The sequence below is a fragment of the Nonomuraea sp. NPDC050547 genome, assembly GCF_044457345.1.
Taxonomy (GTDB): Bacteria; Actinomycetota; Actinomycetes; order Streptosporangiales; family Streptosporangiaceae; genus Nonomuraea.
The window spans coordinates 358,521-376,333 of sequence record NZ_JBITGW010000008.1 but is presented as its reverse complement, the minus strand read 5'-3'; the positions used below and the strand labels follow the sequence as shown (position 1 = coordinate 376,333).

The following is a 17,813-nucleotide window of genomic DNA, read 5'->3' as shown; positions in this document are numbered from 1 at the left end:
ACTGGATCAGGCCGGAGACGCGAGGACGCCGCGCAGGACCTCGTCGAGGCCGGACTTGAGGTCGGTGGGCCGGCGGGCGCGGTGGATCACGAGGTTGGCGGCGAGCGGCGCCAGCAGGGCGTCGGCGGCGAAGGGCGCGTCGGTGGCCGGGTTGACGTCGGCGATGAGCAATGACAGATGCCGGTGATAGGCCTCATAAGCCCCACCGAACCGCGCGAACGGCGCCGCCGTCTCCGCCATCAGCAACAGGTCCAGCTGCGCGAACGTCCGATCGACGAGCCCGTGCAGAAACGCCCTGACCCGCTCTCCCGACGGCGCGCCGGGCCCCAGCGGCGGCGGCCCGGACAGGAACGACTCCTGGAACTCCCGCTCCTTGGCGTCGATCAGCGCGTAGGCGAGCCCGGACCGGTCCCCGAACCGCCGGTACAGCGTGCCGACCCCCACCCCCGAGGCGGCCGCCACCTCGGCCATCCCCAGCCCTTCGATGCCCTTGTCGGCGACGAGCTCGGCCGCCGCCGCGAGGATCTTCGCCCGGTTCCTGGCGGCGTCGGCCCGCTCCTGCGTCACCCGGCCACCCTATCGACCCCTTGCCAAGCGGAACCAATTCCGCTTATCGTCAAAACGGAACCTATTCCGTTTATGGAGGATCATCATGCTGCACGGAAAGGCCGCCCTCGTCACCGGCGGCAGCAGGGGCATCGGCGCCGCCATCGCCCGCGGCCTGGCCGCGGCCGGGGCCGATGTCGCCATCACCTACGCCAGCGCCGCCGACCAGGCCCAGGCCGTGGTCAAGGACATCGAGGCGGCCGGGCGGCGCGGCACCGCCATCCAGGCGGAAGCCGCGGACGAACGCGCCCTCCGCACCGCCGTCGACCACGCCGCGGGCATCCTGGGCAGGCTCGACATCCTGGTGAACAACGCCGGCATCGCCCCCTACGGCCCCTTGGAGGAAGTCACGCTGGAGGAGCTCGACCGCACGATGGCGGTCCACGCGCGTGCCGCGTTTCTGCTGGCTCAGGCGGCGGTGCCGTACATGCGGAACGGCGGGCGGATCGTCACGATCGGCAGCAGCCTGGCGGAACGCGTCCCCTATGCCGGGTGGACCCTGTACTCGATGAGCAAGTCCGCCCTCATCGGCCTCACCAAAGGGCTGGCCCGCGATCTGGGCCCGTTGGACATCACCGCCAACCTGGTACATCCCGGCTCCACGGACACCGAGATGAACCCCGCCGACGGCCCGGACGCCGACGCCGAACGTTCGTTCACGGCCCTGGGCCGCTACGTCGACCCGGACGACATCGCCGCCACCGTCGTCCACCTGGCCGGCCCGTCGGGCCGCAACATCACCGGCACCGCCATCACCGTCGACGCCGGCACCACCGCCTGAAGACGTCGCGGAAGCCGGAACCCGACGGGCCGGGACGGCGAACCCGGCCCGTCAGCGCGAACGTCAGGCCCCGTCGAGAATCGGGATGAGCTGCTCCTCCTCGTAGTCGAGGTGCTGCTCCACCGCACTGGCGAGCTCCTCGACCTCCTTGAGCACGGCCGGCGTATCCGCGCTCTCGGTCGAGACGACCTCCTGCAACCTGGCCAGCAGCACGGCCACCTTCTCGTGCTCGGCACCGAGCCGATCCATCACCTCGGCGAGTTCCGGATACCGCGCCGACAGAGCGGGAAACAGCCCCGCGTCCTCATGCGAATGGTGAACGTGCAGCCCTTGGCACAAGGTGAGGCAGTTGACCCGCAACTGCGCCCCCAGCCCCGGCCCCGACGCGGCGACCTCCTTGCGGATGAGCACCAGTTCCCGCCGGAAGGCGTCGTGAATCATCCGCAGCGCCTCGCCGAACGACGAGGCCGGCGGCGGCCCGCCCCCGGTCTGCTTGAGCGCGATCACGGGAATCACCCGAGAGGTGCGCGCCTGGTACTCGTCCCACCCGGGATCGGCCTCGACCGCCCGCGCCCAGGCCGCCTCCCGCTCCGCGCCTTCCAGCACGGTCGCCCGCGCCTCATAGGTGAAGATCCCGTCTTCGACGTTGACGGCGGGCTCAGCGACGAGATTGTGGAACCAGGCCGGATGACGATCCGCCCCGTTGGCGGAGGCGATGACCAGAACCTGCTCGCCCCCGTCATGCAGGTACCCGAGCGGAACGGTGTGCTGCCCACCGGAACGCGCCCCGGTGGTGGTGAGAAGGAGCAGCCGAGCGCCCTCGAAAGGACCCCCAACCCGGCCACGATTGGCCCGGAACTCCTCGATGATCTGCTTGTTGAAATCGAACGGCATTCTTCTCCATGGGTGTGGGCTTCGATGAGAGGTAGGGGCGAAGACGGGGATGAGGCGGGCTACGCGCCCGCCCATCGCTCACGCCTTGGCCGGGTACCTCTCTCGCTCATGGCCCATGGCCGACCCGGCAGTCACAAATCCTCACCCTAACCCCCAAACCACCCCGCCTCAAACCACCCAAGAAGACGCCATCGGGAACCCGGGACAGCGACCGTGCCACCGCCCCGACCCGCCACCGCCCATAGGTCCCTCCCGTTCTAACCAGCAAGGCCGCCCTCCAGACACGTCGCCCCGCGGCGCTCGGGCGGCACCGCAACCAGCGGCGCCAATTACTGCAACCATGGTTGCCTAGATCTCTGCAACCTCAGTAGCCTAGACTCATGAAGAAGCGGGATCTGGAGCGGCGGATGCGCCAACTCGCCAAGGACCAGGAGGAGGAGCAGTGAGCGAGCGCGACATCTACACCATCACCGCGACGAGGTCCGATGGCTGGTGGGCGCTGACCGTCTCCGGCCCCGGTCTCAAGCGCGCCTACCCGACCCAGGTCAAGCGGCTGGAGCAGGCCGAGGAGATGGCCCGCGACCTCGTCGCCACCATGCTCGACACCGAACCCGACAAGATCGACGCTGATTTCTGTGTGCGAGTCGCTGACGAAGAGATAGTTCGCGCCCTGGAAGCAACCTTGCGGGCACGCCTCACGGCAGAGCTCATCCGGCAGCAGGCCGCCGAAGCCACGCGCACGACCGTAGCCGCCCTCGCGAATCGCGGGTATGTCCACCGGGATATCGGCTTCCTGCTGGGCATGTCGCATCAAGCCATCGGCAAGCTCCTGGACGAGTCCGCCGTGCCCCCGTTTCCGACCTCCCTGCCCGGCACTTTGCCGCTCTCACCGGAAGTCGTTGCGGCACTGGAGGTCCTGGCCAAACACGCGAAAGTGCCGGAGAAGGGAAAGCTGCGCCTCAGCAGGCGGGCCGGTGGCACCCCGCCACCTGAAGCCCGCCCCACGCGTCGGCGTGAAGGCACTCGGCATCCCGTGTGAGCGGCGGTCCCTTGATCGACGGGGTCGTCAACTCCATGATGAACGGCGCGCCCCCTGCCTTTCCACGCGCAGATTCGCCGACCAAATAGTTGCCGCCGGTGACTCCTTGATCGCCTCCAGGTGCGCGCCGCCACGCCGCCCGTACCTGGCCTCGCTCCGGCAAGCGACAGGACGTGCCATGACCTGGCCAGTCGCGGGCGAAAGCGGCGCAAGAAGGCGCCCGAGCGGAGCGAGGACCTTCAGGGGCCGAGGCCGCGGCTCGGCTGGAGACACGCGGGAGCGCAGCGACCACCATGCCTTCGGCCTGGAAGGCGCGGGAGCGTGGCGGCCACCTTGCCCTTGTCAGGAGAAGAGGTGGTCCACTACTCGGGCGGTTGCCTTGCCGTCGTCTCTGGGGGCGTAGGTGGCGCGGAAGGTCTCGTAGCGGTCCGCGTACTCGGCCGCCACCGTGTCGATCGAGCGCAGGGCCTCCACCACCTCGCCCGACGTCGGCAGCACCGGGCCCGGCGCCTGTGCCTCCAGGTCCACGTACAGGCCTCTCCTCGTCGCGTACTTCGCCAGGTCGTACGCGTAGAACACGATCGGCTTGCCCGTCGCCAGGAAGTCGAACATCGACGAGGAGTAGTCGGTCACCAGTACGTCCGCCACCAGCAACAGGTCGGTCATGTCGGGATAGGTGGAGACGTCGTGGGCGATGTCGGGAACGGCGGGCATCGCCTGCATCGGGTGGCCCCTGACCAGCAACTCGTGGTCGGCCCCCAACGACTGCCTGGCCTTCGCCAGGTCCAGCTTGACCATCGCGTTCTTGCGGTCGTAGTCACGCCACGTCGGCGCGTACAGCACCACGCGCTTGCCCTCCGCCAGCCCCAGCCGGGCGCGGATCTCCGCGGCCATCCGGTCGCGTTCGGGAGAGGACAGCACGTCGTTGCGCGGCAGGCCGCTCTCCAGCACCTCGCCCTTGTAGCCGAACGCCTCGCGCAGCACCGGCGTCGCCCAGGGGGACTGTGACAGCAGCACGTCCCAGCCGCGTACCTCGGCCGCCTGGCGATGCCACACCGGCGGGCGCGGGTCACGGGTCATGTGGGGCTGGTCGTTGCCGATGTGCTTGACCGGGGTGCCGTGCCAGGTCTGCAGCACGACCTGGTCCTCGCGGGAGCGGAACCAGACGGGCAGGAACGCGTTGGTCACGATGTGGCGCGAGCGGGCGAGCGCCGCGTGGTGCTCCCTGCTGCCCGCGCGCACGACCGTGGCAGGACCGGGCGGGACGAAGGCGCCGTCCTTGACGACCCAGATGTGCTCGCGCTCGTCGCCGCGCCGCAGCCGCTCCTCGTAGATGGCGCGGACGCTGTCGGAGTAGAGGCGGCCGTCGTTGGCGACGTAGACGGTGGCGTCGTTGAGCGGCTCGGTGCGCTGCGCCGGGTAGAAGACCCTGCGCAGCACGTGGGTGCCCGCGACGCCCTTCTCGTCGGCGGGGCGCGCCTCCTCGGCGATCACCACGGGCACGTCGAAGCGGGTGGAGACCATGCGGAAGGCGTGGCCGCCGAGCGTGCGCGCGTCCTCGTCGAGGGCGCCGAGGGCGGCGTGGTCCATGCGCACCGGGACGATCTCGCCGGACGGGTGGCGCATGGACAGGTTCCAGGTGCCGGAGGACAGGGGCACGGACTCGCCGAAGCGGTCCATGGTCGCCGGCGCGAGCCGTACCGTGAACAGGTCTTCGGAGCGCTCCATCGCGGCCGTATAGGTCAGGCCGGAACGGTGGCGCAGCGTGAGCGTGCGGGCGCCCGCCGCGTCGGGGTAGCTGCCGCGGAGCACGAGCCGCTCGCCCTCCCACACCGCGGAGGTGAGCACCGGGCGGATGCGGTGGGCGGAGACGACGACGCGGTCGCGACGGTCGGCGAGCACGGTGATCTCGCGGTCGTCCGCGGTCGCGCGCACCTCGGCCGCGTCACCGAGCATCACGGAGGCCGCGGGGTCGCCCTTGGGCTCGACCCACAGCCGCCGCCCGTCCTTCTCCTGCAGCAGAGCCGGTACGGCCAGCCCGACCGTCACCAGCGTCCCGCCGGCCTCCGGCGTGAAGTCGGCGGCCATGCGGTGCCCGCCGAGCCTGGCGTGGCCCTTGGTCACGCTGCGGCCAGGCAGGAAGATCTTCAGCTCCAGCCGGTCGCCATCCACGTTGACGCTGGTCAGCTCGGCCCTGTTGGGCTGCAGGACGACCTGGAGGGCCCGGTCGGAGGTCCAGACGGGGCGTACCCAGAGACCCTGCTTGACCCGGAGCCCGGCGGGACGCTCGGTGCGGCCCACGGCGGCGCCGCGCAGCAGGCCGGTGGCGCGGGCGCCGCGGCTCCAGAAGACGATCTCCGCACGCCAGGTCGTGGCGTCGCGTACGGCCGGCCGGTGCCGCATCCGGCGGCGTACCGCGGACACGAGCCCACGGACCCCGCCACGCCAGCGCAGCGGCCAGGAACTCAGCTCGGCGGTGAAGCCGGACCAGTCGTAGTTGCATCCGGGCTCGCGCGCCGCGTGCGTGGCCTCGGGCGCGAGGACGCGGCGGGTGCGCATGCGCACCGGCGGCAGCCAGCGCGGCCCGCGCAGCACGACGGTGGCCCGGTTGAAGCGGCGGCTGCGCACCGACAGCCCGGCGAGGTAGGCATGGCCGCGCACGAGCAGCTTGCCGTCGCGCCAGACGATGTCGTCGATCTGCGTCACCGGCACCAGGTCGGCGCGGCGCAGGCGGTAGAGGGCGGGCGGCAGTTCGTCGCGCAGCGGCAGGTCGGCGTACCAGCGCAGGCCCTTGCGGATGCGCTTGGACGGCTCCGCCGCCGCGGCGACCACGGTGGTGAGGACGTCGCCGTCGACGAGTTCGTCGAGGTCGCGGTGCTCGATGAGGTGGCACAGAAGCCTGCGGGCCACCGGGAGCTCGCGCTTGACCTTGGGGTCGACGGTGGCGAGATAGGGGCGCAGAAGGGTGACGAGCTCGCGCCTGCGCGCGGCTCCGCGTTTGATCGCCTGGTCCATCCTGGCGCCCAGCGGACCGCTGAGGATCTCGGCGGCATGGTCGGGCCCGGCGGTCCGGGCCGCCTCCATGATCGCCTCGAAGGGTTCCCCGCGGTCGCAGAGGTCCTGAACAGCCCGCAGCCGCTCCTGGGCTGTGACGCCGGTGGCCATTGGGAAGGCACCGCCTTTCGGACCCGCAGTCGCTGTTCAGGCCATGGTAATGGGAATCACATGCCGCGGATTCTCCCGGAGGGGGGATATGCAGCTCAGCGGGTTTCCTGAGAATCCGCTGAATCCCCGTGCCAGCGGGCCTCGCGCATGTCGACGCGGTCGCCGCGCAGCGGGGTGCCCTCCTCGCGCCAGTGCGTCAGGCAGCGTTCCTCGTGGTCAGGGGCACCGGTGCCGTCGGAGTGGACCACCCGCCACCAGGGCACGCCGCCGCCCCACGTGGACATGACCCGGCCGACCTGGCGGGGTCCGCCCTCGCCCAGATACTCGGCGATGTCGCCGTAGGACATGACCATGCCGGGCGGGATCCGCTCGACGACGTCGAGGACCCGTTCGGCATAGGGGTTCACCATGAATCGGGTCCCGCCGCGACGATCTCGTCGAACTTGCCGATCTCGGCGGCCTTCCCGTTGGCGATCACCTCGACGACGCCGTCGGTCAGCGCGTAGACCTCGCCGTCCTCGCCGACCAGGCGGCCGCCGAGCACGGACGACAGCCGGACGAGTTGCGCCACGTGCCAGTCGGAGCCGGGCTCGCCGACGATCTCACCGCGCCAGCGGCCGACGGTATGGGCGTCGCCGCCGTGTTTGGCGAGGATCTCCTCCGCTGCGCTCAGCTCGAATCCGGCCGGCGCGATCGCCTTCGCGAGCTCCGCGAACGCCAGTGGCGACTCACGAACCACGCGTAGCTCGTATCCCATGACGCGCGACCATAGCGGATCTTTACCGCTTGCGCTGATTGAGCACGATGATCGCGCCGCAGAAGGTGACGAGGGCCAGGATGACGCCCGCGCCGTACAGCCAGAGGCGCCACGGGTCGGGGCCGGGCGGGGACGGCTGGGGCGACTCCTCGCCCTCGCCGAAGTGCCGGCCGGAGGGCATGTCGACCTCGCGCCGCTGGCCGGAGAGCTGCTGGGCGGCGTTGAGCGCGGCGGCCGCGTCCACGGTGCCGAATCCCACCTTCTCGTCGTAGCCGGCGGCGGGTCTGCCCCGGGCGCTCAGGGCGATGGCCTGCGACACCTGCGCGGGCGACATCTGCGGATATTTCGACTTAATCAGGGCGGCGACCCCCGCCACCAGCGCCGTCGCCGAACTGGTGCCCGACGACAGCTCGTAGTCGCCCTGGCCCTTCACCACCGGCACCTCCACGCCCGGCGCCGTCACCAGCACCGACAGGTTGTCGCTGCTGAACGAGGCGCGCCGGCCCTGCCGGTCCACCGCGCCCACGCCGATCACGCCCGGGTACCCGGCGGGGAAACTCCAGTAGGAGGTGCTGTTGTCCTTGGCGTACTTGGTCTGCCCGTCGTTGCCCACGGCCGCGACCAGCACGACGCCCTTGCCCAGCGCGTACGACACCGCCTCACGCTCCGACTTGTGCGGCCCGTAGGCGCCCAGCGACAGGCTCACCACCTTGGCGCCGTGGTTGGCCGCGTAGCGGATCGCCCTGGCCAGCGGACTCTCCCGGGTCCCCGGCTGCTCCTGGGCCGGCGGCAGGAAGTTCGGGCCGTCCTCCTCCTCGGGCAGGGGCAGCGACAGGATCTTCGCCTCCGGCGCCACGCCCACCAGCCCGCCGTCGGCTCCGGAACCGGCGATCAGCGCGGCCATGGCCGTCCCGTGCCTGCCCGGCGGCAGGTGGCGGTCGAGCGCGGGCTCGGTCATGTCGGGACCGACGGTGACCTTGTCCTTCAGCTCCTTGATCTTCGTGTCCACGCCGCTGTCGACGACCGCGACCACGACGTCGGCTCCCTTGGTGAGGGTCCACGCCTGCTCGACGTTGAGCGCGTCCAGGACCCACTCCTGCTGGGTGCGGACGGGCGGCGGCGCCGTACCCGAGAATGCGAGCGCGGCGGCCGCGAGCAGGCGGACGGCGCTCAGCACACGTTCCCCTGCGTGCAGGGCGGGACCGCGGGCGGGTCGGCGAGGAAGTAGGCGATCTGGTTCCCGATCGACTTGGCGGCCGGCCAGAGCTCGCTGTGCAAAATCTCCTCAGGGGGTACGGCGGCGCGCGTGCGGCCGTCCACGTAACCGGCGGTGGAGAAGACGACGTACGGCCCGGCCCCCACCCAGGCGTTGCGCTGGCGCTGCTCGATCCCGAAGCGCTCGGTCACGGTGCCGGGGAAGGCCACGGGCAGCACGCCCACCCGGTCGTCCAGCGTGAGCTGCTCGGTCACCGAGGCCCGCGACTCCTCGTCCTTCAGCACCGCGACCCCGACCGTGATGACGAACGAGGAGGTCTGGTCGACGTAGGTGGCCCGCAGCACGGCCACGCAGCCGAACTCCGCCAGGACCCCGGCGACCGCCTGGTCGACGGCCTTGTCGCAGCCGGCCTGCGGCGCGATGCCGACGCGCCTGGCGTACTGGGTGGCCTTCTCCAGGCCCAGGTACTTCACCTCTTCGGGAAACACGCCCGTGGCGGGCCAGGCCTGCCAGCGCCGGGCGATCTCCTCCTGCTTGTAGCGGTTCTGCTCGGCCACGGTGAGCGGGCGGGCCCGCGTCTCGGAGAACAGTCCGACGGTGCCGGTCAGCACGATGACCGCCGACAGCGCGATGATCCCGGCCAGCAGGGCGCGGAAGATCGTCCGGTAGCGCACGCCCTGCCGGAGCACGGCGGCCTCGGCGCGCTCGCGCACCGCGGTGGCCTTGGCGCCCGTCGCGGGGGGCCATGCGCGCACGCGGGAGCGGCGGCCGGCGGCGGCTCCGAGCGGGTTGTCCCGTCGCGGTGTGTCGCTCCCCCCGGCTCGCGGCAGTCCCGAGCTCGACCTACGTGCCCTCACCACCGCCTCGTTTCCGAACCGATTCTCATTTGTGTCTATTTCGTCCCCAGAGGAGGGGAGATCATGCGTCCACGCCGGGGCGGGATGACGCGTCCTGCTGGGGTATGACGCGTCGTGCCCTTCTTACCAGTGCTACCAGAATGCCGAGCGAGGTGACGGAGGCGATCGCGCCCGCGGCGGCGATCGCGCCGTAGAGGGTGACGCTGCGGCGGTCGCGGTTGATCACCTGGATCGGCCCTGCGTGGCCGCCGGCCATCGGGCGGGCCGGGTCCTGGGCCTGCGCGCCCTTGGCGGTCTGGGTATGGCCGGCCAGCCTGGCCGCCTCGTCCAGGGAACCCGCGGCGTTGACGACGCCGAACCCGGTGCCGGTGTCGTAACCGCCGGGGGGCCGCCGGGTGGCGCCCGCGGTGAGGGCTTGGGCCACGAGTGCAGGCGACATGTCCGGATATTTGGCCTTAATGAGGGCGGCGACGCCCGAGACCAGCGCGGTCGCCTGCGACGTCCCCTTGCCCACCCAGTACTCGTCGCCGGGCCCCGCGCCCAGAATGTCCACCCCAGGCGCGGCCACCAGCACCGACGGGTTCCAGTTCGAGAACGACGCCCGCCGCAGCCCCCGATCCGTCGCCCCCACCGACACCACGCCGGGAAAGGCCGCCGGATACGAGTACGGCGCGAACCCGTTGGCGTCCGGCTTACGCTGCCCGTCGTTGCCCGCCGCCGCCACCAGCACGACCTTCTTGGAGATCGCGTACCGGATCGCCGCCCGCTCCTCCTTGGTCGCCAGCTCCTTGGAGATCGACATGTTGATCACGTCGGCGCCCTGGTCGACGGCGTAGCGGATGCCCTTGGCCACGACGTCCTCGAAGCGCTCCGCGGTGTTGAACTCCCGGAAGCCCGGCTCCTCGTCCTCCAGGATCACCCTGACCGACAGCAGCCTGGCCGACGGAGCCACCCCGATCACGCCCCTCCTGCCGCCGGGCCCATGACCGTGGCCGGCGATCAGGGAGGCCATGTAGGTGCCGTGCAGCTTGCGCGGAGGTACGCCCGGCGGGTTGGCGCCCGCGGTGAAGTCCTTGCCCGTCACCACGGACCCGGCCAGGTCGCGGTGCCCGGGATCGACCCCCGAGTCGAGCACCGCCACCGTCACCCCGGCGCCCTTGCTGGTCCGCCACGCCTTGGGCAGTCCCAGGGTCTTGATCACCGGCTGCTGACTGCCCCGGATGTCATCGGCCAGCGCCGGCGCGGGAGTCGCCACCAGCAGCCCGGCCACCACCAGCAGGACCCCCCGCCGAACCACCTGCCCCCCACGACCCGCCGCTCGCCGCGCCCCACCATCACGTCCCGCCACACAGGGACTCGGCGCACACACCGTCGCGCCGGGATCCGGGTCACGTCGTGCCGGGGCGCAGGGGTCCGGCTCGCTGGGGGGCGGGGCCGTACCCCTGGCCGTGCCACCGAAGGCCGTGGGGGCGGTCAGCACCGCCACTCCCTGGCGCCGCACTCGGGCATCCGCGGCTCGCTGAGGTCGGCGAGGATCCGCTCGGACAGCTCGGCGGCGAAGGCGAAGATCGTCGGACGTTGCTCGCCGACCGCGCGCGCCGGCCGCCCGTCCACCTGGCCCGAGGTGGTCAGCACCAGGTACGGCCCCGCCTGCCGCACCGAGCCCGCCTGGCGCACCGCGGAGGTGAAGCGGTCGGTCACCGTTCCCTGGAAGGCGACGGGCCGCAGTCCCGGCATCGCCTTGCCGCCCTGCGGGAAGGCGGCCTTGGCCCGGGAGGCGCGCAGTTCGTCGGGCAGCGCGACCACGCCGACGGTGACGACCACGCCCTGGAGCGCGTCGATGTAGGTGGCCCGCAGCACGGCCCGGCAGCCGTGGGAGCGCAGCGCCTTGACGGCCTTCTTGTCGACGGCCTGCTGGCAGCCGGTCTGCGGGGAGATGCCGATCCTGGTGGCACGTTCCTGGCCGCCCTGCTCGGCGGAGTAGGCGAGGGTGGCGGGGAAGATCTTCCCCGCCTGCCAGGTGCGCCAGCGCTCGGACACCTCGCGTTTGGCGGCGGCGGCCAGTTCGGCGGCGGTCGGCCCCCTGGACAGTTCGGTGCCCGCCGCGCTGGCCGCCACTCCGGCGGCCACCGCGCAGACCAGAGTCAGCACGGAGGCCACCACGAGGGCGGGCCAGGGGCGGGCGTTGCTCACGGCACCGACCTTAATGCTGGGAACCTAATGCCATCCCCAGATGCCGGACTCAGTATGTCGGCAGGCTGGGGTCTACCGTCTTTACCCAGCTCAGGACCCCTCCACCCACATGCACGGCGTCCGAGAACCCGGCGTTCTTCACGATCGCCAGCGCCTCGGCGCTGCGCGCGCCGGACTTGCAGTGGAGCACGATCCGCTTGTCCTGCGGCAGCTTCTCCAGGGCGGAGCCGTTGAGGAACTCGCCCTTGGGGATCAGCGTGGCGCCGGGGATGGCGACGATCTCGTACTCGCCCTGCTCGCGGACGTCGATGAGGAAGATGTCCTCGCCCTTGTCCTGCATCTCCTTGAGCTCCGCCGCGGTGATCGTGGAGCCGGAGGCGGCCTGCGCGGCCTCGTCGGAGATCGTGCCGCAGAACGCCTCGTAGTCCTCGAGCAGCTCGGTGACCGTCGGGTTCTTGCCGCACAGGACGCACTCGGGGTCCTTGCGGACCTTGACGTCGCGGTACTTCATCTCCAGGGCGTCGTAGATCATCAGCCGCCCGACCAGCGGGTCGCCGATGCCGGTGAGGAGCTTGATGGCCTCGTTCACCTGGATGGAGCCGATGGACGCGCACAGCACGCCCAGCACGCCGCCCTCGGCGCAGGAGGGAACCATGCCGGGAGGCGGTGGCTCCGGGTAGAGGCAGCGGTAGCAGGGGCCGTGCTCGGCCCAGAAGACGCTCGCCTGGCCGTCGAAGCGGTAGATCGACCCCCAGACGTACGGCTTGCCGAGCAGCACCGCGGCGTCGTTCACCATGTAACGCGTGGCGAAGTTGTCCGTGCCGTCGACGATGAGGTCGTAGCCGGAGAAGATGTCCATCACGTTCTCGGTGGTCAGCGCCGCGTTGTGGATCACGACCTCCACCAGCGGGTTGATCTCCTTGACCGTGGCGGCTGCGCTCTCGGCCTTCAGCCGGCCCACGTCGGACTGGCCATGGATGATCTGGCGCTGCAGGTTGGACTCGTCGACGACGTCGAAGTCGATGATGCCCAGCGTGCCGACGCCGGCGGCGGCGAGGTACATCAGCGCGGGCGAGCCGAGGCCGCCCGCGCCGACACACAGCACCTTGGCGTTCTTCAGCCGCTTCTGCCCGGCCATGCCCACATCGGGGATGATCAGATGGCGCGAGTAGCGGCGCACTTCGTCAACGGTCAGCTCGGCGGCCGGCTCGACCAGCGGTGGCAACGACACGTTCTACGCTCCCGTTTCGGGGTTCTTATCTCTCGTAGAAACCTAGCTGGCGAGTGGGGCATTCCCCAATCGCGTCTCACCGATCAGACGACGCGCCTCCGCGGCCACGACGTCGGGCCGCTCCATCTGCGCGACGTGCCCGACGCGCGGCAGCAGGACCATCCTGACCTGCCTGAACGTACGGCAGGCCTTCGCGGCCATCGCGGGACGGACGAGCCGGTCGAGTTTGCCGTAGATGACCAGGGTGGGCGCGGTGACGCGGGCCGCCTGGTTCCAGAGGTTGCCGGCGCCGCGGCGGAAGTACTCGGCGACGATGCCGCGGGCCGAGCCGATCATCGAGCGGGCGGTGTGCGAGAGGCCGTCTCTGCGGCGCAGTTCCTCGACCGCCTCGCTGAGCCGGTCGGGGTGGACCCTGCCGGCGTCGGCCCAGACCATCGCGACCGAGGCGCTGACCCGCTGGGCCGCGGGGACGAGCATGAGCTTGCCCGCCACCCACTCTCCGATCCGGGGCGTGGCGGCGGCTGCCACGCGGGCGGGGCCGTACCTCGGCAGGAGGTCGGGGAGCGCGGGTGAGACGAGGGTGAGCGAGCGGACCAGGTCGGGGCGGAGGGCGGCGACGCGGACGGCGACGGCGCCGCCGAGTGAGTTGCCGAACAGGTGCGCGGGTCCGACCTCTTCGAGCAGGCCGATGACGGCGCGGGCGTGGGCGTCGACGGAGTAGTCGCCGTCGGCCGGGGCCGGGGAGTAGCCGGCGCCGGGCAGGTCGAGCGCGTAGCCGGTGACGATGTCCTTGAGCTCGTCCATGAGGTCGGTCCAGTTGGTGGCCGAACCCGCCAGCCCATGGACGAACACGGCCTTGTCCGGCGCCCCTTCGGGGGTCGAGCGGACGTACACCGGGCCGACCATGCGTCCCGGCCAGTGCGGAATCGGCTGCTGGTTCACGCAAACGCCCCTTCCCTCGGCCCTTCCACGTTAGCCGCCCGCCCCGAGTGCATGCCACCAATCATGACATTTACGGATAAAACTGCACATACAGTTAAAAATAAGTCGAACTCACATAAATAGAGAATAAAAGGCATAGATTGCCGTTTATGGGCATGAATGGCTGGAAATCCTGGCAGCAGGATGCCCAACAAGGTCGCGTCATCTCTGCGGCCCGGGCACACGAGTGCAGACCAACAGGGGGAAGCACGATGTCCAAGTTCAAATCCACGCTCGCGGCGGCGGCGCTCGCGACCGCCCTCGCCGGCGGCACGCTCGCCCTCGGAGCGGTGACCACCACCAGCGCCGCCAGCGCGGCCGTCAGCGTCACGACCGCCAAGTCCAAGTTCCACCGCTGCTGGCTCAACGGCAGGAAGTGCTCGTACAAGCTGGAGAGCCACAAGCCGACCGCCCGCTTCTTCGCCGGCCACTGGCGGGCGAACAAGAAGTTCTGCCCCGGCAAGAAGTACAAGAAGGGCGGCGCCGGCCTCTGCGCCAAGGGCCACACGAAGCACTTCCCGAAGAACAAGTGGCTCCAGTAGCGCCGCCGCCTTAAGGAGGCCGGCGTAGGACAGGCCGCGGAACCCCGAGGTTCCGCGGCCTCGCCATGCCCTCTGCCTCCGCCGACGTATGCCGACATATCCCCACGGGCCCACCCGAGCGTTTTCTGCACACCTACCCAAATCGGGACATAGCGTGAGAAGACGTATCAATAAATGCAATCTCAGGGTTTATGAGTGGCAAAACCATCCCGGCCACAGTTTATGATCATGAATGGTCGGAAATTCTGACAACCAGGATGGCTCTAGAAGTAAGAACCATCCCGGGCATTAGCCAGATAAAACCGGCAGAGTGCCTGAAGTTGCAAGAGACCGTCAAGGGGAAGCACATCATGTCCACAGTCAAGAGGATGCTCACGGCCGCTGCGCTCAGCACCGCCCTTGCGGGCGGCGTCCTGGGCCTCGGATCGACCACCGCCGCGAACGCCAGCGCTTCCAGCGCCGGCATCAGCGCCAGCGCCTCCAGCGTCGGCTTCTCGGAGTGGCGCGGTCGCTGCCTCTTCGCCGGCCCCGCGGGCGCCATTCGTCGAGGCCACTACGTCAACAAGGCACACCTCAACTTCAAGCACTGGCGGGGCTGGAGGGTCCACCGCGAGCGCGGCTGCGTTCGCACGCGGCACTTCGTCTGGTAACGAAAGCCACCCGCAAGAGAAAAAAGGGGGCCCCAGGAAATGGGGCCCCCTCCCAACATGTGTGTGGAGACAAATGTTTCCAGCCTGGCGACGGAGCGGCGGAGAAAAGCGGCGCTCAGGCGGATTTCCTGGATTTCCGTTTGCGCGCGGCTTTCTCCGCCTCCTCCTTCTCGTCCTTCCCGTCCTTCCCGGACGAGGCGGACGAGGCGGACGCGGCGGTGGATGCGGCCTTCTTGGGCTTGGCGGGCTCGCCCCGCTCGCGCTTGGCGGCCTCGACGCTGGCCCGCAGGGCGGCCATGAGGTCCACGGCGGGCCCGGCCTCCTCCTCGCCACCCGGAGGCGCGATGACCTCCTTGCCCGCGACCTTCGCCTCGATCACCTGCTGCAGCGCTTCGCGGTAGGTGTCGTGGTACTCGGTCGGGTCGAAGTCCGCCTCCATCGTGGTGATGAGCGACTCGGCCATCTTGAGCTCCTGCGGCCGTACGTCGATGTCCTCTTCGAGGAAACCGAAGTCGGGCGTACGGATCTCGTCGGGCCAGAGCATCGTCTCCAGCACGAACACCCCGTCGCGCACCCGCAGCGTGGCCAGCGACTCACGCTGGCGCAGCGCCACCTTGACCACCGCCACCTGCCCGGAACTCTCCAGCGCGGTGCGCAGCAGCACGTACGGCTTGCCGCCCTGCCCGTCGGGCTCCAGGTAGTAGGACTTGGCGAAGTAGATCGGGTCGATCTGGTCGGCCGGCGCGAACTGCAGCACGTCGATCCGCCGCGAGGTGGTCAGCGGCAGGTCCTCGAAGTCCTCGTCGGTGAGCACGACGATCTCGCCCGTCGCCAGTTCGTACCCCTTGGCGATGTCGGAGTAGGCCACTTCCTCACCGTCGATCGTGCACACGCGCTTGTAGCGGATCCGGCCGCCGTCCTCGCGGTGCACCTGGTGGAAGGTGACGTCCTTCTGCTCGGTCGCGGAGTAGAGCTTCACCGGGATCGTGACCAGCCCAAACGAGATCGCACCTTTCCATATGGCGCGCATGGGCACTCCTCATCGATAGCAGGGCTCACCGTATGGGCACATACCCGTCATGGGCCAACCAATGCCATACCCGGTCGAACCTATGCTCGCCATGGCCGGGGATCTTCCCGCTGAACGCGAGCTGTATGGGCTCGAGGTCAAGTGGGACGGCATCCGGGCGCTCATCCACCTCGACGGCGGCCTGCGGGTCTCCGGCCGGCACGGCGCCGAGTACACCCGCCGCTACCCCGAGATCTCCTCCTACGGCCTGCGCGGCGTCATCATCGACGGCGAGGTCGTCGCCCTCGACCACCGGGGGCTGCCCAGCTTCGAACGCCTCCAGCGGCGCATGCACCTCACCGATCCCGAGCCCAGGATGCTGGAGCTCTACCCGGTGACGTACATGCCCTTCGACCTGCTCTACCTGGACGGCACGCCGCTGTTCGACCTGCCCTACCGCGACCGGCGGGCGCTGCTGGACGAACTGGACGTCGGGGCGCCGCCGTACTTCCCCGGAGACTCCGACCTGCTCAGCGCCACGCACGCGCAGGGCCTTGAGGGGGTCGTCGCCAAGCGGCTCGACTCGCCCTACCGGCCGGGCGTGCGCACGCCGTGGTGGGTCAAGGTCAAGAACCTGAGCACGCGCGAGGTCGTCGTCGGCGGCTGGAAGCCCGGCAAGGGCCGCCGGGCGGGCGGGATCGGCTCGCTGCTCATGGGCGTGTTCACCGGGGAGGGGCTCACCTACGTGGGACATGTCGGGACCGGGTTCACCGAGGCCACGCTGGACGAGCTCCTCGCGATGCTGCGGCCGCTGGAGATCGCGCGCAGCCCGTTCGTCAATCCGGTCCCGTGGCGCAATCACTGGGTTAGACCCGATCTCGTCGGGGAGGTCGCCTACACGATGGTGACCGATGAGATACGGCTGCGGCACCCGGTCTGGCGGGGACTGCGACCGGACAAGATACCCGCGGAGGTACAGCTGTGAGCTCCAAGACGCCCGTGCGGGTGGACGGGCGCGAGCTCGTCCTGAGCAACCTCGGCAAGGTGCTCTACCCCGAGGTCGGCTTCACCAAGGCCGAGGTCATCGACTACTACTCGCGGGTCGCCCCCGTCCTGCTCCCGCACCTGGAAGGCCGCCCGCTCACCGTCAAGCGCTACCCGAACGGCGTGGACGGCAAGTACTTCTTCGAGAAGAACGCCCCCAGCCACGTCCCCGACTGGCTCAGGCGCGTCACCGTGCCCGTCCCCGGCAGCAGCATGAACCGCGACACCATCGACTTCGCCGTCATCGAGGACCTGCCCAGCCTCGTCTACTACGCCAACCTGGCCGCGCTCGAACTCCACGTGCCCCAGTGGCGCGTGACCGAGGACGGCGAGGCCATCGACCCCGACACCCTCGTCTTCGACCTCGACCCTGGCCCGCCTGCCACGATCGTCGAATGCTGTCAGGTGGCGCTCATGCTGCGCGAGGTGCTCGCCGCCGACGGCCTCACCGCCCGTCCCAAGACCAGCGGAAACAAGGGCATGCAGTTGTACGCCGCGTGGGACGGCAGGCAGGAGCCCTCCGCCTACGCCAAGGATCTGGCCAGGCTCCTGGAGAAGGAGGCGCCCAAGCTCGTGGTCAGCGTGATGACCAGGAAGGCCAGGCCCGGCAAGGTCTTCATCGACTGGAGCCAGAACAACCCGGCCAAGACCACCGTCGCGCCGTACTCCCTGCGCGCCAGGCAGCGCCCGACGGTCTCGACACCGCTGCTGTGGCCGGAGGTCGAAGCCTGCGAGAGGCCGGACGACCTGGTGTTCACCTCCGCCGACGTACTCGCCCGCGTGGAGGAACATGGCGACCTTTTCACCTGAGCGTAGGCTGGATCCGTCCACACAGAAAAAGGGGACCT

18 protein-coding genes are annotated in these 17,813 nt (G+C 70.1%); 6 read left to right on the top strand and 12 right to left on the bottom strand.

All coding sequences use genetic code 11. The features are described from left to right. Positions 1-6: 6 nt before the first annotated feature. A complete protein-coding gene (locus ACIBHY_RS22400; protein ID WP_397307620.1) occupies positions 7-567 on the bottom strand; it encodes a TetR/AcrR family transcriptional regulator in 561 nt (186 codons plus the stop codon). Positions 568-652: 85 nt separating this feature from the next. On the opposite strand from ACIBHY_RS22400, the gene ACIBHY_RS22395 reads away from it, so the two are divergent. After that, positions 653-1,387, top strand: a complete 735-nt coding sequence (locus tag ACIBHY_RS22395) for an SDR family NAD(P)-dependent oxidoreductase (RefSeq protein WP_397307619.1) — start codon at positions 653-655, stop codon at positions 1,385-1,387. A gap of 63 nt (positions 1,388-1,450) precedes the next feature. Here the strand turns inward: ACIBHY_RS22395 and ACIBHY_RS22390 are convergent, their stop codons facing one another. Beyond that, positions 1,451-2,281, bottom strand: a complete 831-nt coding sequence (locus ACIBHY_RS22390; RefSeq protein WP_397307618.1) for a nitroreductase/quinone reductase family protein — start codon at positions 2,279-2,281, stop codon at positions 1,451-1,453. A gap of 442 nt (positions 2,282-2,723) precedes the next feature. Between ACIBHY_RS22390 and ACIBHY_RS22385 the strand changes: the two genes are divergently transcribed. Further along, a complete protein-coding gene (locus ACIBHY_RS22385; protein WP_397307617.1) occupies positions 2,724-3,320 on the top strand; it encodes a hypothetical protein in 597 nt (198 codons plus the stop codon). A gap of 342 nt (positions 3,321-3,662) precedes the next feature. Here ACIBHY_RS22385 and ACIBHY_RS22380 read toward each other — a convergent pair whose 3' ends face one another. The 9 genes from ACIBHY_RS22380 to ACIBHY_RS22340 all read right to left on the bottom strand — a co-directional run bounded on the left by ACIBHY_RS22380 (position 3,663) and on the right by ACIBHY_RS22340 (position 13,681). Further along, on the bottom strand, positions 3,663-6,485 hold the full coding sequence (locus ACIBHY_RS22380; protein ID WP_397251368.1) for a CDP-glycerol glycerophosphotransferase family protein: 2,823 nt from the start codon (positions 6,483-6,485) through the stop codon (positions 3,663-3,665). A gap of 95 nt (positions 6,486-6,580) precedes the next feature. Next, entirely contained in the window at positions 6,581-6,895 is a 315-nt protein-coding gene (locus tag ACIBHY_RS22375) for an MGMT family protein (protein WP_379610521.1), read from the bottom strand. Further along, positions 6,889-7,242: a hypothetical protein gene (locus tag ACIBHY_RS22370; RefSeq protein WP_397251370.1), complete on the bottom strand. Its 354-nt coding sequence runs from the start codon at positions 7,240-7,242 to the stop codon at positions 6,889-6,891. The genes ACIBHY_RS22375 and ACIBHY_RS22370 overlap by 7 nt, the downstream gene beginning before the upstream one ends. A 22-nt stretch (positions 7,243-7,264) precedes the next feature. Further along, positions 7,265-8,419, bottom strand: coding sequence for a S8 family peptidase (locus tag ACIBHY_RS22365; RefSeq protein ID WP_397307616.1), 1,155 nt, complete (start codon positions 8,417-8,419; stop codon positions 7,265-7,267). Next, a complete protein-coding gene (locus ACIBHY_RS22360) occupies positions 8,413-9,213 on the bottom strand; it encodes a hypothetical protein (RefSeq protein WP_397307615.1) in 801 nt (266 codons plus the stop codon). The genes ACIBHY_RS22365 and ACIBHY_RS22360 overlap by 7 nt, the downstream gene beginning before the upstream one ends. 163 nt (positions 9,214-9,376) lie before the next feature. Further along, entirely contained in the window at positions 9,377-10,612 is a 1,236-nt protein-coding gene (locus ACIBHY_RS22355) for a S8 family serine peptidase (protein WP_397307614.1), read from the bottom strand. Positions 10,613-10,788: 176 nt separating this feature from the next. After that, positions 10,789-11,508: a hypothetical protein gene (locus ACIBHY_RS22350; RefSeq protein WP_397251378.1), complete on the bottom strand. Its 720-nt coding sequence runs from the start codon at positions 11,506-11,508 to the stop codon at positions 10,789-10,791. 49 nt (positions 11,509-11,557) lie between these two features. Continuing rightward, positions 11,558-12,739 carry an adenylyltransferase/sulfurtransferase MoeZ gene (gene moeZ, locus ACIBHY_RS22345; protein ID WP_397251380.1) on the bottom strand — a complete coding sequence of 394 codons (1,182 nt, stop codon included), beginning with the start codon at positions 12,737-12,739 and terminating at the stop codon, positions 11,558-11,560. A gap of 42 nt (positions 12,740-12,781) precedes the next feature. Continuing rightward, positions 12,782-13,681, bottom strand: coding sequence for an alpha/beta fold hydrolase (locus ACIBHY_RS22340; RefSeq protein WP_397307613.1), 900 nt, complete (start codon positions 13,679-13,681; stop codon positions 12,782-12,784). 251 nt (positions 13,682-13,932) lie between these two features. Here ACIBHY_RS22340 and ACIBHY_RS22335 point away from each other — a divergent pair, with 251 nt between their 5' ends. Both ACIBHY_RS22335 and ACIBHY_RS22330 read left to right on the top strand, forming a co-directional pair. Next, the gene (locus tag ACIBHY_RS22335) at positions 13,933-14,262 is read left to right on the top strand and encodes a hypothetical protein (protein WP_397251384.1); all 330 of its coding nucleotides are present in this window, start codon (positions 13,933-13,935) and stop codon (positions 14,260-14,262) included. 191 nt (positions 14,263-14,453) lie between these two features. Beyond that, positions 14,454-14,912 (top strand): hypothetical protein, encoded by a 459-nt coding sequence (locus ACIBHY_RS22330; protein WP_397251386.1) that lies wholly within the window; start codon positions 14,454-14,456, stop codon positions 14,910-14,912. Between the two features lie 115 nt (positions 14,913-15,027). Here the strand turns inward: ACIBHY_RS22330 and ACIBHY_RS22325 are convergent, their stop codons facing one another. Then, entirely contained in the window at positions 15,028-15,942 is a 915-nt protein-coding gene (locus tag ACIBHY_RS22325; RefSeq protein WP_397307612.1) for a Ku protein, read from the bottom strand. Positions 15,943-16,024: 82 nt separating this feature from the next. Here ACIBHY_RS22325 and ligD (ACIBHY_RS22320) point away from each other — a divergent pair, with 82 nt between their 5' ends. Further along, complete coding sequence (ligD, locus tag ACIBHY_RS22320; protein WP_397307610.1) at positions 16,025-16,906, top strand: non-homologous end-joining DNA ligase; 882 nt, start codon at positions 16,025-16,027, stop codon at positions 16,904-16,906. Then, complete coding sequence (gene ligD, locus ACIBHY_RS22315; RefSeq protein ID WP_397251392.1) at positions 16,903-17,775, top strand: non-homologous end-joining DNA ligase; 873 nt, start codon at positions 16,903-16,905, stop codon at positions 17,773-17,775. The genes ligD (ACIBHY_RS22320) and ligD (ACIBHY_RS22315) overlap by 4 nt, the downstream gene beginning before the upstream one ends. Positions 17,776-17,813: the final 38 nt, after the last annotated feature.

Excerpts from the sequence above, each read along its gene's own strand:
- ACIBHY_RS22325 (WP_397307612.1), bottom strand. The coding sequence starts at position 15,942 with ATGCGCGCCATATGGAAAGGTGCGATCTCGTTTGGGCTGGTCACGATC.
- ACIBHY_RS22330 (WP_397251386.1), top strand. The coding sequence starts at position 14,454 with ATGAGTGGCAAAACCATCCCGGCCACAGTTTATGATCATGAATGGTCG.
- ACIBHY_RS22335 (WP_397251384.1), top strand. The coding sequence starts at position 13,933 with ATGTCCAAGTTCAAATCCACGCTCGCGGCGGCGGCGCTCGCGACCGCC.
- ACIBHY_RS22390 (WP_397307618.1), bottom strand. The coding sequence starts at position 2,281 with ATGCCGTTCGATTTCAACAAGCAGATCATCGAGGAGTTCCGGGCCAAT.
- ACIBHY_RS22375 (WP_379610521.1), bottom strand. The coding sequence starts at position 6,895 with ATGGTGAACCCCTATGCCGAACGGGTCCTCGACGTCGTCGAGCGGATC.
- ligD (WP_397307610.1), top strand. The coding sequence starts at position 16,025 with ATGCTCGCCATGGCCGGGGATCTTCCCGCTGAACGCGAGCTGTATGGG.
- ACIBHY_RS22395 (WP_397307619.1), top strand. The coding sequence starts at position 653 with ATGCTGCACGGAAAGGCCGCCCTCGTCACCGGCGGCAGCAGGGGCATC.
- ACIBHY_RS22380 (WP_397251368.1), bottom strand. The coding sequence starts at position 6,485 with ATGGCCACCGGCGTCACAGCCCAGGAGCGGCTGCGGGCTGTTCAGGAC.
- ACIBHY_RS22370 (WP_397251370.1), bottom strand. The coding sequence starts at position 7,242 with ATGGGATACGAGCTACGCGTGGTTCGTGAGTCGCCACTGGCGTTCGCG.